At 43.3% G+C, this 15,630-nt stretch carries 12 protein-coding genes; 9 read left to right on the plus strand and 3 right to left on the minus strand.

Features of this window, described 5'->3' with window-relative positions; all coding sequences use genetic code 11:
- Positions 1-309 precede the first annotated feature (309 nt).
- The 6 genes from G6053_RS12720 to G6053_RS12745 all read left to right on the plus strand — a co-directional run bounded on the left by G6053_RS12720 (position 310) and on the right by G6053_RS12745 (position 9,545).
- Complete coding sequence (locus tag G6053_RS12720) at positions 310-2,238, plus strand: histidine kinase (RefSeq protein WP_165306663.1); 1,929 nt, start codon at positions 310-312, stop codon at positions 2,236-2,238.
- A gap of 12 nt (positions 2,239-2,250) precedes the next feature.
- The gene (locus G6053_RS12725) at positions 2,251-2,985 is read left to right on the plus strand and encodes a LytTR family DNA-binding domain-containing protein (protein WP_108631868.1); all 735 of its coding nucleotides are present in this window, start codon (positions 2,251-2,253) and stop codon (positions 2,983-2,985) included.
- A 139-nt stretch (positions 2,986-3,124) separates the two neighbouring features.
- Positions 3,125-3,871 (plus strand): Error-prone repair protein ImuA, encoded by a 747-nt coding sequence (locus G6053_RS12730; RefSeq protein ID WP_165306664.1) that lies wholly within the window; start codon positions 3,125-3,127, stop codon positions 3,869-3,871.
- Positions 3,868-5,370, plus strand: a complete 1,503-nt coding sequence (locus tag G6053_RS12735; RefSeq protein ID WP_165306665.1) for a DNA polymerase Y family protein — start codon at positions 3,868-3,870, stop codon at positions 5,368-5,370. Before G6053_RS12730 ends, G6053_RS12735 begins: the two co-directional genes overlap by 4 nt.
- Positions 5,370-8,513: an error-prone DNA polymerase gene (locus G6053_RS12740; protein ID WP_165306666.1), complete on the plus strand. Its 3,144-nt coding sequence runs from the start codon at positions 5,370-5,372 to the stop codon at positions 8,511-8,513. Before G6053_RS12735 ends, G6053_RS12740 begins: the two co-directional genes overlap by 1 nt.
- A gap of 81 nt (positions 8,514-8,594) precedes the next feature.
- Positions 8,595-9,545 carry a hypothetical protein gene (locus G6053_RS12745; RefSeq protein WP_165306667.1) on the plus strand — a complete coding sequence of 317 codons (951 nt, stop codon included), beginning with the start codon at positions 8,595-8,597 and terminating at the stop codon, positions 9,543-9,545.
- A 42-nt stretch (positions 9,546-9,587) separates the two neighbouring features.
- Here G6053_RS12745 and G6053_RS12750 read toward each other — a convergent pair whose 3' ends face one another.
- Positions 9,588-11,036: an MFS transporter gene (locus G6053_RS12750; RefSeq protein WP_165306668.1), complete on the minus strand. Its 1,449-nt coding sequence runs from the start codon at positions 11,034-11,036 to the stop codon at positions 9,588-9,590.
- 120 nt (positions 11,037-11,156) lie between these two features.
- Between G6053_RS12750 and G6053_RS12755 the strand changes: the two genes are divergently transcribed.
- Positions 11,157-11,489: a helix-turn-helix domain-containing protein gene (locus G6053_RS12755; RefSeq protein WP_108631862.1), complete on the plus strand. Its 333-nt coding sequence runs from the start codon at positions 11,157-11,159 to the stop codon at positions 11,487-11,489.
- 1 nt (position 11,490) lies between these two features.
- Here G6053_RS12755 and G6053_RS12760 read toward each other — a convergent pair whose 3' ends face one another.
- On the minus strand, positions 11,491-12,417 hold the full coding sequence (locus tag G6053_RS12760) for a DMT family transporter (RefSeq protein WP_165306669.1): 927 nt from the start codon (positions 12,415-12,417) through the stop codon (positions 11,491-11,493).
- 32 nt (positions 12,418-12,449) lie between these two features.
- A complete protein-coding gene (locus G6053_RS12765) occupies positions 12,450-13,442 on the minus strand; it encodes a 2-hydroxyacid dehydrogenase (RefSeq protein WP_165306670.1) in 993 nt (330 codons plus the stop codon).
- 169 nt (positions 13,443-13,611) lie between these two features.
- Here G6053_RS12765 and G6053_RS12770 point away from each other — a divergent pair, with 169 nt between their 5' ends.
- Positions 13,612-14,682 (plus strand): nitronate monooxygenase, encoded by a 1,071-nt coding sequence (locus G6053_RS12770; RefSeq protein WP_165306671.1) that lies wholly within the window; start codon positions 13,612-13,614, stop codon positions 14,680-14,682.
- 151 nt (positions 14,683-14,833) lie between these two features.
- Positions 14,834-15,550 (plus strand): MIP family channel protein, encoded by a 717-nt coding sequence (locus G6053_RS12775; protein ID WP_165306672.1) that lies wholly within the window; start codon positions 14,834-14,836, stop codon positions 15,548-15,550.
- The last annotated feature ends 80 nt before the right edge of the window (positions 15,551-15,630 follow it).

Here is a 15,630-nt window from a genome sequence, read left to right on the forward strand (position 1 = left end):
TATGCGCTGGCGTCTTTTTGTTACAGAAAATTATTGAAATAAATCCCGCAACGAGGCTATTTATTCAGAAAACAGGCTATTCATGACGAATATTGATGCGGAGGATACGCTTATTAATTCGTCTGATTTACTATCTTTCGATCCAGTATGTTTGTTTGTAAATAGGAGCTATACTTAAATATCAGGAAAGTTAAATATTTTTGAATCCAGATATATTGTTTTGTTCGGAATATTCCGATATTCGGTTACTTGTTGGCGGAGCAATGCGAGCCTTTCGAAAAGAACAAAAGTAAATTAATAAAGATGTTGATGAAGAATTACGGAACCGGAGCGTTTTACTGTCTTATGGCACTTTTACTGCTCGTCCAGCTCTTTTCTTGTCATCAAAATAAAAGCCGAGATCCGAATAAGAATACCGTAATACCCAACGATTCACTTGAGCTGAGTTATGAAAATGTGCTATTGGCCTATCTTTCGACACAGGATTTCAAAAGTGCCGCTGTTGTAAAGAAGAAGAGAAATGAACTGCTTAAAGATGGTTACTTTGAGCATTCTCCTTACCATTCTATTCTGTTGGCCTACGAATATTTATTGGATGACAATATAGATTCTGTTGAAATTGCCTTAAAAAATCTGGAAGGACAAAAGTTGTCTCCGGATTTAGCAGTTTTAAAGGACTATCTGGGGATTCGTGCCAATTTCAGTTTTCATGATGTGACGAGCGGAACGATGGTGGCACAGATTATTGATGCAAAGGAGTATGCCCTGGCACATGAAAGTGTATTTACTTTTCTGTTCTATAATCTATTGGCCAATGCTGAATATCGACAGGCAGACTACCGGCAGGCATTGAAAGATGTCGAATCCTGGTATCATTATCATCCCAATAAGACGGACCCGCATGTCTCTGAGGCCTATCAGGAGATGAAATTTATGCAATATATGGCCTTGCATGATTTTGAGAAACTAAAAGGTACTTTGGACAGTTGCCGGCATTATGCCAATGCAACAAAGGACTCGACCATTATCATGCGCATGTACGATTTACAGGCACAGTATTATTTTAGTATCAATAACAATCCGAAAGCGGTAGAAGCATCCCGAACATATTTCAACTATCTACAAGCCTCCAATACACTTAATCCTTATGTATATGCGAATCTGGGCAAGAACTTTCTGAACAATAATCAGGTGGATTCGGCCATATTTTATTTTAATGCCGGTCTCCGATTTATCAAAAAGCATAAGATGAAGCATAATAAGATGTTTTATTATAAAAACCTGCAAGTAGCTTATGCATTAAAAGGTGACTATGAACGGGCATATTTTGCACTGGATTCAACATTTCAAGATTATAAACAGAGTACGCAGCGGATTGAAGCGGAAAAAATCAACGAGATCAATACAAAATACCAGACGGAGAAAAAAGATCAGGCGATTACGTTGCTACGAACCACGAATGCCTTCAACCATAAGATCCTGATGCAGCAACGCTGGATATTTGTGATTCTATTGGCCCTGGTATTCAGTATTGCATTTTTTATCTATTTCAGAAACAAACAGAGATTATTACAAAATATCAACCAACGTATTCTTGCGGAGAATAGACAGCTTATTCTGGAACAAAAAACCAGACAGAACCAACTTAATCCACATTTTATATACAATGCCATTGCCAATCTACAGGGCTTGATTAGCAGCGAGCAGAAAGCTAAGGCCAATCAATACCTACTCTTATTGTCCCGTCAGATTCGCGATATCCTTGAATTAAATAGGGAAGAATACATTTCGTTGGATCAGGAAATTAAATCATTAAATAATTACATACTTTTACAGCAGATGCGTTATCAGGATGTATTTGACTATCAGATTAAGACAGGCGATCTGGATCCGGATGATGTCATGATTCCACCAATGATCATACAGCCATTTGTGGAAAACGCAATTGAACATGCGTTTAAGAACTTGCCTTATATGGGGCAACTGACCATTGATTTTCATGCAGATGAAAATCAATTGCATGTCAGCATCTGTGACAATGGCTGGGGAATGCAGGTCCATAAAGAACAGGTTTCGCACAAGACGTCTTTATCGCAAATCATTACAAAAGAGCGGCTGGAGCTGTTGTTTGCGGATGCAGATCCGAAAGCGCGGATTGAAATAACGCCAAATTATACCGATGATCAGCGTGGTTATAAAGTCGAAATTTATATTCCACTTGTTTTATATTTTAACTAAAAAATCAATGTTATGAAAGTTTATATTCTTGAAGATGAGTATAATATATACTTATATATAAAGTCACTCCTGGATAGCATTCCTTATGTTCAGATCGTTGGCTATAGCCCTTCCATTGCTCAGGCCGAGCGGGAATTACTGGCCACTAATCCCGATTTGATTTTGGCGGATATTCAATTAAAAGATGGCTCGAGCCTGTCTTTTCTGTCCGAGCTTAAGTTGGATATTAATACGATTTTTATTACAGCGTTTAATCAATATGCCATTGAAGCACTGAATATTGGTGCCATCGCCTACTTATTGAAACCTTTGGTGCCTGAGCAATTTATAGAAGCAATTGAAAAATGCTATAAGAAGAATACGGAATACAGGTTTAATAGCATGCAGTTAAATATGGCCGAGAATTATTTGAAGGCACCAAATAAACCCAAAAGGATTGCACTGCGTACCTTTGAATATACACAGATCGTGAATATCGACGATATTTTATACTGTCATGGCGACAAAGGCTATACCACATTTTACATCAAAGACAACAAACCGATGATGGTTTCTAAAGTACTTAAACACTTCGAAACCATGTTGCCCGACACCGAATTTATCCGCTGCCATCAATCCTACCTGATCAATGCAAACTATATCAAAAAATATTTTAAGGATGGTCAATTGGAAATGGCAGATGGCAAAATGATTCCGGTAGCGACCAGAAAGAAGGATGTTATCCAGCAGTTTCTGAGTGATTTCTGATGAAAATATAGGTTTCTTTTGGAATGAAAAGTGGACTTATTCTACTTTGTAATGTTTAAAAACTAAAAAATATAGCGACTTCGTTTTAATACTAAATATTTTAGTATTAAATTTGCTTAAACTTAAGACGGAGGTGGCTATGCAAACAAAAGAAAAACAAGCTTTAATCGGCCAATTGAAAAAAGACTTGCTGGTATGGCAGGGAATAAAGCAAAAATCAGCTGATGTGCTTCCAATGGGTCTTGGCCCATTGGAGGAGGCTTTCCCCAACGGGATTTTCCCCAAGGGAGTGATTCATGAATTTGTTAGTTTTGATCGGGTAGGAGGTGCCGTTTCTTGTGGTTTTATAGCCGGCTTGTTGGGAAAACTGATGCGAAGCGATGGGATTTGCATTTGGATAAGTGGCTTTCATACGTTATTTCCCACGGCTATTAAATCTTTTGGTGTCGATCCAGAAAAGGTCATTTTTGTCCGTATGGGCAGGGAAAAGGACCTGTTATGGGCAATGGAAGAGGCGCTGAAATGTGAGGGAATCACAGCGGTACTGGCGGAGATACATCAATTGGACTTTGTACAGTCGCGGCGTTTGCAACTGGCTGTGGAGAAAAGTGGTGTGACAGGGTTTATACTGCAGCACAATCCGAAGCTATTGGGAGCAACAGCCTGTGCCGCACGCTGGAAAATTAGTTCGCGACCTAGCCAACTGGAAGATGGACTACCGGGAATTGGCCATCCAAGCTGGGATATCGAGTTACTTAAAGTGCGGAATGGAAATCCGGGGCGATGGCAGATGACATGGACTGCGGGCGGTTTTGAACCTGTTGCTAAAACAAGATCGCTTCCGGAAGAATGGGAACAATCTTATGCTCATCTGGGACTGGCATGAAAAAGCGATTTGCCTCCTTATGGTTTCGCCATCTAAAAACAGATTGGATGACTGTTGGACAACCTCAGCTCAAAGAAATCCCCTTTGTATTGGCAATTTCTACGCATGGCAAGCTGATCGCCAATGCCTGTAACGCCCTGGCTGAGCAGGAAGGTGTGTATCCAGGTCTGGCCATTGCGGATGCTAAGGCTTTTTTACCTTCCTTAAAAGTGGTCAATGAACGTTCGGGATTAACCGAAAAGTTGCTCCACAACATTGCCCATTGGTGTATCCGGTATACACCGCTTGTGGCGATAGATCTGCCCGAGGGGATTATTTTGGATATCAGTGGTTGTGCTCATCTTTGGGGGGGAGAAGAATCTTATTTACAGCATATCGTCTCCCGGTTTAAACGGCATGGTTATGACGTATGTGTAGGTATTGCGGATACGATCGGCACGGCCTGGGCAATCGCCCGTTTCGGAAATGGAAATGCCATTGTGGAGGGGGATAAACAGTTTGATGCTATATTGGATTTGCCTCCACAGGCACTACGGCTGGAGGCAACTGTACTGCAACGCTTACAAAGTCTTGGATTAAAAACAATCGGAAGTTTCGCGCGCATGCCGCGCACAGCTCTGCGCAGACGTTTTGGAAAAGATTTAGTACTCCGCCTGGATCAGGCCATCGGGGATGAGGATGAATTTATTGTTTCTATAAAACCTATTTTTCCTTACGAAGAACGTTTGCCCTGCCTGGAGCCCATTCGTACAGCCAATGGCATTGAACTTGCCCTGCAGCAGCTTTTAAACAACATCTGTAAACGTTTAACCGGGGAAGGTAAGGGTGTTCGGGAAGCGGTGTTACAATGCCATCGGGTGGACGGGAAAATAGAACAGATCAGCATCGGAACCAATCGGGCGACAGCACACCAACAGCATTTATTTCAGTTATTTGCCCTGAAAATCCCACAGATAGAACCTGCATTGGGCATTGAACTGTTTATATTGGAAATTCCCAAAGTGGAAGAGGCAGACCCTGTGCAGGAGAATTTATGGAGCCATCGTATCGGACTGGACAATCCTGTGGTAACCGAATTATTGGACCGTCTAAAAAGCAGAGATCCCGCCTGTGAAATTTCACGCTATTTGCCTGCGGCACATTATTGGCCTGAACGGTCCATGAAAATAGCCCGTTCAGCACAGGAGGTACCCACTGTTGACTGGCAAATTGACAGACCTCGTCCCACCCGTTTATTGAGTACCCCCGAACCGATTATGGTCACAGCGCCTATTCCGGATTATCCGCCCCTGTTTTTTCGGTACAAGGGGGAAGTCCATACCGTAAAAAAGGCGGATGGGCCCGAGCGTATAGAGCGGGAATGGTGGATAGATAAGGGGGAGCATCGTGATTACTATGCTGTTGAGGATGAGAAAGGACGACGATTTTGGCTCTATCGCTCGGGGCACTACGATGACCGTTCGCCCAATCAATGGTTTTTACATGGTTTTTTTGCATAATGAGGGGATATTGTGAATTACAGGTGACCAGCAATTTTAGCTTTCTGGAAGGAGCTTCCCATCCGGAGGAGCTGATGGAACGTGCTGCACAATTGGGGTATCGGAAAATTGCGGTGACTGACCGGAATAGTTTTGCAGGGATTGTTCGTGCCCATACCGCCGCTAAAAAACATGGGATCACTCTTATCCCGGCCTGTCGTCTGGACCTGCAGGATGGTCCAAGCTTATTGGCTTATCCAACGGATAAGGAAGCTTATGGACGGCTGTCGTCCTTATTGACCGTAGGTAATCTGCGCGCCGAAAAAGGTAAATGCGCGCTCTATAGATCCGATGTTTATCAGTATCAAGAAGGTATCAAATTTATTATTTGTCCCCCTGACAGATTAACCGCCAGATTTGAGCTTGAAGCGGAATTTATCGCATTTGCGACGGAATACAGGCAGCAATTGGGGACGGCTTTGTATTTAGGTGTCAAACGGCTCTATCGTGGTGACGATGCAAAGCTTTTATTCCGCATGCAGCAACTGGGCGAAAATCTTGCTATCCCTCTTGTTGCCTTGGGTGATGTACATTATCATATTCCCGAACGGCGGGAGTTACAGGATGTTTTGACCTGTATCCGGGAGAAATGTACCATCCGGACCGCCGGATTTAAATTATATCCCAATGCCGAGCGTTATCTGAAACCTATGGCGGAGATGGAGCGCCTGTTTAGGCCATATCCCGATGCTATCGTCAGAACAATGGAAATAGCAACGGCATGCTGTTTCTCGCTGGACGATTTAAAATATGTGTATCCGGATGAATTGTCATCCAATGGACGTACTGCGCAGGAAGAACTGGCCTATTTGACCTGGAAGGGGGCGAAGAGCAGATTTGGTGACCAGATCCCCGCTACCATCCGTGATACCATCCAGATGGAACTTGATTTTATCGAACGGAAAAATTATGCTTCTTATTTTCTGACCGTCTATGATTATGTACGTTTTGCCAAGGAAAGAGGTATTTTGTGCCAAGGACGCGGTTCGGCCGCCAATTCGACCATTTGTTATTGTCTGGGTATTACCTCGGTCAACCCCGCTGAGTTTAGGTTGCTCTTTGCGCGGTTTATGTCTGATGCCCGGGATGAACCACCGGATATAGATGTTGATTTTGAACATGAACGCCGTGAAGAGGTGATCCAGTATATCTATGAGAAATATGGGCGCAACCGTGCGGCTATTGTGGCCACAGTGACGCAGGTACGGGCTAAAGGGGCTGTTCGCGATGTTGGAAAAGCGATGGGGCTATCCATGGACACCGTTGGCCGTCTGGCGGGTGTGGTAAGCAGTCATTGGGATGAGAGCATTGATCTTGAACGTTTAGTGGAACAGGGATTTAATCCCGAAGATCCGCATTTACGTAAAGTGCTTGAACTGACCCATCAGTATATTGGGTTTCCAAGGCAACTGGGCCAGCATACAGGCGGATTTGTCATCACACAGGGCAATCTTCATGAACTCTGTCCGCTGGTAAATGCCCGCATGGATAACCGGACCAACCTGGAGTGGAACAAAGATGATCTGGAGGCGCTGGGCTTCCTGAAAGTGGATGTATTGGCTTTGGGGATGCTGACTTGTATCCGGAAGGCTTTTGATCTTGCCAAAAGACATTATGGACTGGACCTGACTTTGGCAGGCATTGGCGCTGACCATGACCCGAAGGTGTATGATATGATCTGTCATGCCGATACGCTGGGGGTATTTCAGATTGAGAGCCGGGCGCAGATGTCCATGCTACCGCGGTTAAAGCCACGGAAGTTTTATGACCTGGTTATCGAGGTGGCCATCGTACGTCCGGGACCGATACAGGGGGATATGGTACATCCTTATTTGCGCCGGCGTAACAAGGAAGAGGGTGTGGACTATCCCAAAGATGAAATTAAGGCGATTCTGGAAAAAACCTTGGGAGTTCCGCTTTTTCAGGAACAGGCCATGGAGATTGCAATTGTTGCGGCCGGATTCACCCCCGCTGAAGCAGATGAACTGCGCCGTAGCATGGCGACCTTTAAGGCAAAAGGGCAGGTGTCGTTTTTCAGGCAAAAGATGATTGACGGTATGGTGAAGAAAGGTTATACGGAAGAGTTTGCCGTGCGCGTCTTTCGGCAGCTGGAAGGATTCGGAAGCTATGGATTTCCGGAAAGCCATGCGGCCTCTTTTGCACTGCTGGTCTATGTCTCTTCATGGGTAAAATACCATTATCCTGATATTTTTTCGGCTTCTCTGCTCAATAGCCAGCCCATGGGATTCTATCAGCCGGCACAGATCGTAATTGATGCCGGGCGGCATGGTGTGAAAGTTCTCCCCATAGATATCAACCATTCCCTTTGGGATAACACCCTGGAAGGTGATATGGGCAAACAGCATGCCCTGCGCTTAGGACTTCGTCAGATTAAAGGCTTTTCGGAAGAAGAGGCCCGGGTGTTGACCAAAGGGCGTAAACAGGGGTATTCAACGATCACGGCAATGATGGAAGCCGGAGTATCCCTGTCGGGACTGGAGCGCTTAGCCGAGGCAGACGCCTTTCGTTCGCTTGGCATCGACCGTAGACGGGCACTGTGGGAAATCACAGCTTTGGGTGATCGGCCCATTGGCATATTCGAAGGGAAACCTTCAGCATCAATTGCTGAAGGGCAGATTGAACTACCTTTGTTGCGCCCCAGCCAACATGTCGTAGCGGATTATGCAAGGACCGGGCTGTCTATCAAAGCGCATCCGGTGAGTTTCCTACGTGACAAATTAGATCTGCTCCATGTGGTTCCAACTGAAAAACTAGGGCTGATTAAAAATAATATGCCTGTTAAAGTCTGTGGATTGATTACCGTACGGCAGCGTCCGGGGACTTCCAAAGGCGTGTTATTTGTTACCATCGAAGATGATACCGGCTTTGCAAATGTGGTCATCTGGAGTAAGGTATTTGAAAAATACCGAAAAGAGATTCTCCGGGCGAAATTATTTATGGTTGCTGGGAAAGTGCAGGTTGAAGGTGAAGTGATCCATATTATTGCTGAACGTTGCTTTGATATGTCCGGTTTATTGGCAAATCTGGCAGAAGAGGATGAGCGCGTAACACATGTTTTTTATAAAGGACGAAATTTTCATTGATCTTTCATTTATTAATCTCATTTTTGAACTGCGTAAAGCAAGTACGACAGCTGGAATCAACTGAAAAGAACATAAAATTAGATGAACAAAAATATTCTCGTTAATAAAATTGAAATCGAAAAAGAAATCATCATCGATTTGATCAAACAGGATAATCGCGACGGAGCCATTGATCTGATCGCCAATCGTGCAAATGTAAAATTTAAAACGGCTCGTGATATTGTTCAACTATTTGACGAAGGCGATATAGATATTTTCGATGGTAAAGACCTGTTTTTAGTTGATTACGACGAAGTGCCCAATAGCGAAGCTTCAGACAGGGGAGAGCCTGAACCGTCTTCTTTTTTGGAAGTAGAACGGGACAAAAGCAAGGGGGCGGGGAGTAAGAAAGGCTTAATAATAGGTTTAGCTGTACTAGCCTTAGGTTTTGTTTTTTTACGCTATGTTGTTGGTTTTAACCATATCGGGCATCATTTGTCGGAACTGGGGCAGGTGTTTGACAAAAATACCGGACGGACAACGGCATTGGATGCTGATACCGCAGACCGCAAAGCCTCTTTGGAACCCGGTGTCACCAGGGTCGCTGATGTGGAGGACTTTCGACCTATCGATACTAATCTTCTTGCTCCCGAATTCAAATCGGCAGAGATGGCGAGGATTAAAAAAGCTCAATTTGATAAACTGATTCCCGCAAAGAAGTCTCCCACAGATGAAGATGCACAATTGGCTTTAATTTACCTTACAAATAAGCGATTGACAGATGTGATCATTCAGCAAAAGTTGAACATCAAAATTGGCCAATGCTATGAAAACCCCAAAAAAGAAGGCAACAAACACTGTGTAAGCTGCATGATATTACTCTATAACCGCGAGAAGAAACATTGGCAGGAGGCTCCTGATGGGGAGAATTTCCTGGACAATGCCTATGATTTTTATCTTCCCGAGGGAGGCGATACATGGGAAGCCAAGTCTTTAAGCATGCATATCCCTTATGACTACGCGCTGTTTAAAAAATACGAACCAAAAGACTAATTGTAGTCTTCTCATTTTTACGCCAATATTTCATTGGCATTATTATACTTCACAGTCCTGCTTTTGTTGAGCGGTAATACAGTTACCCTTCTTTTTCCCAATTGCCGGTAAGCAGACAATACAACAGGCCACCAATAGCAATAATAAGATGGATACCGTAGTAGCAGCGCCGTATGCTGTCTTGATATTGTTCAGCCTGAAAAATGGATTCCCATTTTCATGTAGGAACAGGCCAACAACAAAGGCAATACCGAGACAAATGGACAGTTGTTGTACGGTAAGGTAGATCGCGGATCCTACGCCGATCAATTCTTTGCTGACATCTTTTAAAGCTAAGGTCATCAGGGATGGTAGTACGCTGCCGCAGCCAAGCCCATAAAAGAAAAAGAGCAGATGAAGCTGATCGCTTGCGACACTTACTTCATTGAGGACAAGTAAATGAAGAAATAGTCCCATAACCATTATTCCCAACCCGGTGAGTACAACGGCTTTGCCATGGTGTTGAATAAACCTGCTGACCATCAGGCTGGCAACTACGTAACCTATACCCTGATAGACGAAAGCGATGCCTGTCATTGTTGCTGTATAACTTTTCTCATGCTGTAGATAATTGGAGTTAATAATGAAATAAGCATCCTGGACCATATAATAGGCTAATGCTGCAATCAGTCCCAGATTGAAAATCCTGTTGTGGAAAAGGGCGAAGTTAAAAAGTGACTTTTGTCCCGTTTTGTACAGTTTCTTCTGCTTTTTTAGGAATAACAGTGTAAAGATAAGCGCAGCTGCCAGCAATAGTATCGACCAGATCGGCCAATGCAACTCAGGACCCATGACCAACGGAGATATTAGGCCCATCAAGAGTATAAATAAACTCAGCATCGGTATAAACGAAATCGTGGATGTAGGGTTTGGCTGGTCCCGGGGAACACAACAGTAAGCGGCGATACAGGCGAGGATACCTATTGGGATATTAATCAGGAAAATAAGGCGCCAGCTTTCATGGATCCATGACTGATCGGGAAGTAGTCCCCCGAGCAGTTGTCCGATTACGGAGGCAATACCTGCGATGCTACCATATATCCCCAGGGCCATAGCTCGCTTAGAGGCGTCTTCAAAAAGCAGCGTGATCAGAGCGATACCCTGTGGTACCATCATGCCTGAACTAATCCCTTGCAGTAACCTGCCCAATAGCAGAAGGTAGATATTGCTTGACAGCCCACATAAAACCGAAGCAAACGTAAAACCGGCCATACCCATGACGTATAATTTCTTTTTGCCAAAATAGTCTCCGGCATTGCCCGCATTGATCAGCAGGCTGGCGTAGCCAATAATATATAAGATAATGATCCACTGGGTTGCACTATTGCTCAGGTCCAGAGACTGTTGTATGGTCGGTAGGGAAACATTGATAATGAATAGATCGATGACAAACAAAAAGATGCCAATGGATAGGATACAAATGTGAAGCAAATCTTTAATTCGGAAGCGCATATAGCCAAAGTTTTTGATAATTTTATAGTCAAAAGTAGTTTGGATATTTTTTATAGTCAAGTAGTTATAAATGATGTACTTAGTATGGTTTTATGAACTAATGGTCAGTATGAGGTGATTATGGATGAAAAAAAAAGTGAATTTTTTGGAAGTTGTTGTGATGTCAATGGTATTTTCAAGATCATTGGCGGAAAATGGAAGGTTTTACTAATCAAAGCCATTGCAAAAGAATGCCCTAAACGGTTCGGAGAATTGCGAAGGGAGATGGATGATATGGCACAGACCACATTAACCGTCCAATTGCGTGAACTGGAGCGCGATGGTATCCTTTGCCGACAGATTTATGCAGAATCACCACCGCGTGTAGAATATAAGCTGAGCGAAATGGGCAAGACTTTGCTGCCGATTATTGAGCAGCTGGATGAATGGTGGTTACACTATAAAAAGAGATGATTTATGTGACCTGCAGGGATTGCTTTTTATCTTTTGCGGTTCCGAGTAAAATAATTGTCAGTATGATACATGCGGTACCCATCCAGTCTGTAAAGGCAAATGGGGTGTTAAGCCATAATACCGCCAGCAATGCCGCAGATAGGGGTTCAGCGGAAGCAAGGAGACTGGTCTTTTGTCCACCGATTAATTTCACGGCTGTGAGATAGGCATAAAAGGGGATTAGCGTTCCAAAAATAACGATAAACGACGTATAAGCATAGGTCTGCATATCCCAGACACCAGCTACGTCCCAGGGAGCTCTGACAAAACAAAATGCAACTCCGCCAATAAGCATGCCCCAGCCGATGACAATGGTTGACTTGTACCTACTTAGGAGATCAACAGGTTGTAAGGTATAGAAGGCAAGTGTTACTGCAGACACCAATCCAAAGAATAGGGCGATTCCAGAGATCGAAAGCGTGCCCATTTTACCATGGGTAACCAATAGAAAGGTACCTAATACCGCCAGTATAATTGCCAGGCATGTTTTGCCGTTTGGAAATTTTCGCTCTTTTAATGCAATATAAATGGCGATCATGACTGGGCCGGTATATTGCATGACCGTTGCTGTAGCAGCATTGGAATAGTTGATCGCCGCAAAATATGAATATTGAACGGCGAGCACGCCGACAATACTAAATAAGAGCAGATCAATAGCATCTTTGCGCTTGCGCCAGATAGACCATAGGTCGCTGCGGTTGTTTATTCCTGCAAGAATTAAAAGAAAGGCACCGGTTATCAACATTCTTATGGTAATAAGCCATTCAACATTGACGCCTCGTTGCTGAAAAAGGAATTGACCAAAAGTTCCGGAAACACCCCAAAGTATGGCTGCACTAACAGCCAATAAAAAGCCTTTCAAAACTTTATTGCTATCTGTATTGTTCATCTTAAACGTTAATGATCTTCTCGGATACCGTGCTATAATATTACTTCATTGTCTGTCGTTCCGGTGGCCAGGATGTCAGCGATACTCTTTAATGTCCGTTGAGAAATTTGGGTGAGTGCTTCCGTTGTGAAAAAAGCCTGATGTGCCGTTACTAAAACATTTGGAAAACTCATCAATAACTGGATGGTGTCATCTTCTATAATGGTTGCGGAGAGATCTTTGAAAAATAGTTTCTCTTCCTGTTCATACACATCAATTCCCAATAATCCTATTTTATGCTCTTTCAATGCAGTAATGGCATCATTTGTATGAATAAGATTGCCCCGGCTTGTATTGATGATGGTAACCCCGTCCTTCATTTTTGCCAGTGATTCTTTATTGATGAGGTAATGGTTATCTGGTGTAAGCGGACAATGCAATGAGATGATATCGGAATCCTTAAATAGCTGATCCAGACTTGTATATTGAACACCGGCTTTGATCAGGTCCTGATCAGGATACAGATCAAAGGCGATGACCTCTGCACCGAAGCCCTGGGCAATCCGAATAAATGCTTTCCCAATTTTACCTGTTCCGATAACTCCAATCTTCTTCTGATGGATATTGAAGCCCAACAAGCCATTTAAGGAAAAGTTTTGCTCACGGACACGGTTATAAGCTTTGTGGGTTTTTCGGTTGAGTGTCAATAACATGGCCATCGTATGTTCAGCAACGGCTTCTGGAGAATAGGCTGGGACACGACAGACCTGGATACCGAATTCTTTCGCGGCCGCCAGATCGACATTATTGAAACCTGCACATCGCAGGGCAATCAACTTTATGCCTTTCTGCGCAAGGATTTCGATGACCTGTCGATTCAACTTATCATTGACGAAAACACAGACAACCTCTTCGTTTTTAATTGCATTGACAATATGAGGACCAAGATGGGTTTCATAAAAGCTGAATTGAAAACCGTAGGTCTCATTTTCCCGTTCAAAAAAGACTTTATCGTAAGGTTTGGTTGAGAAGAAAGCTATTTTCATAAAATTGTATTTCCTATGTAAATATACGGTATTAATTTTTTATCCGGTTTAAATTCTATCGAATAAATGGGGTTAATTCTTGTAAAATGCCCAATAAAAGCACTAAATTAGTTTTGAAATCACCATAAAGTTATCCGATTTAACTTTTGGACATAAAAATCACTTCATCATGAACTGGTCTACTCAAATTACAACGCTATTAGGCACAGCATATCCGATTGTACAGGCACCGATGTTTGGGGTGACGACGCCTGAGATGGTTGCAGCAGCTTCAGCAACCGGCGCACTAGGGACATTGGCACTGGGAGACTTACCTTACGAAAAATGTATCACTGCCATTGCAGCAACAAAAAGGCTGACCGCACTGCCATTTGCCGTTAATATCTTTGTTAATAGCATACCCGAGGTATCCGAAAATCTAAGATCTCACTACAGTAAAGTTCGTTCATTTATAGCGACACTGGCTCATCAGCATGGATTGGAGGTGGAGCTGCCAAAGTTTGAGGACATTCATCTGACGGATTATCGGGAACAGATCGCGGCCATTATCGCAAGCGAGTGCAAAATCGTTAGCTTTACTTTCGGCAATCTGGATGAGCCGAGCATAGCTTTATTAAAGGAAAATAATACACTTCTTATCGGTACTTGCACCTCAGTTGCTGAAGCGCAGATCCTGGAGGCATCAGGTATCGATATTATTTGCGTGCAGGGACTGGAAGCTGGGGGACATCGTGGAAGTTTCCATGCGACCGCCATTCCGCGGATTGGCGGACTTTCTTTGTTGTCGCAAGTACATGATCATGTTGACAAACCACTGATTTATGCTGGCGGGATATATAATGCCCGAACGTTGCTTGCCGCAAAGCAATTGGGGGCGGCAGGTTTTCAGGTGGGCAGTTTATTGCTTAAATCCAGGGAAAGTGCGTTACTTGATTTTGAGAAACAACATTTAAGTCAGGTGAAAGAATCAGATATTGTATTGACCCGGAGTTTTTCTGGAAGGTTTACCAGAGCAATTACAAACACTTTCATAAAAACTGTGGATGGAACGGATTATATTTTACCGTATCCCTATCAAAATAAATTAACCAATGCCTTAAGAAGGGCGGCAAAGGCAAAAGAAAATACAGATTTCGTCGGTATTTGGGTTGGACAATCCATTCATCCCTATCGGGAAGGTTCAACCGGAGATATCCTTCAGGAGCTAATTCGGGAAGTTGAAGAGGCGACAGGTTGTTAATAATATAAGCCAATATGCTATGTAACTAAAAATACAAAGCTGCCGCAGTTTTCTAGGGATGTAGATATTGTTCTACAATAATTTATTCCTTATTCTTTTTTTATATAGAAAATGATTACATTAGAGTTAACTAAGTTATAAACAGGTTCATATGGAAATTAAAACATCTTCAAAATTTGTAGCCGAACTAATTGGAACATTTGGTTTGGTACTCTTTGGTTGTGGCGCAGCCGCTATTGCTGGAGCCAATACCATGGGAGGGCTTTCAGGGCTAGGCCTCTTGGGTATTTCAGTGGCATTTGGTCTATCGGTTGTGGTCTTTGCCTATGCCATTGGCGGAATTTCTGGCTGTCACATTAATCCGGCGGTGACGGTAGGTGTACTATTGGCTGGGAGAATGTCTGCCAAGGATGCAATCGTTTACATCATTGCACAATTTATCGGTGCACTTTTGGGGGCATTTGTGCTGCAACAGATTTTAAGCGGTCAATTAGGAGGTTTTACAGCTGGCGAATGGGCGTATGGATCTAATGGATGGGGGAAAGGTTACCAAAATGAATATGGTAGCATTTCGGCGTTTTTGATTGAAGCCGTTTTAACTTTTCTCTTTCTTTTTGTCATACTGGCAACAACATCAAAGGTAGGAAACGGTACGATGGCGGGCTTAGCCATTGGATTTACATTGCTGTTAATCCATTTGGTAGCCATACCGGTTACAGGTACTTCGGTTAATCCTGCCCGTTCATTCGGTCCGGCAATTCTTGCCGGCGGCAATGCATTATCGCAATTGTGGTTATTTATTGTTGCACCATTAGTGGGTGCTGCGGTTGCTGCAGGCGTGTGGAGAGCCTTGGAGCCCAAAGATTAATCGTCATAAAAGCAAAAAAAACGCGCAGGGACACAGGTCTTGCGCGTTTTTTTATGAGTACTAAATTCGTATCCCAATAT

It is taken from the genome of Sphingobacterium sp. DR205, from assembly GCF_011064245.1.
GTDB lineage: Bacteria > Bacteroidota > Bacteroidia > Sphingobacteriales > Sphingobacteriaceae > Sphingobacterium > Sphingobacterium athyrii.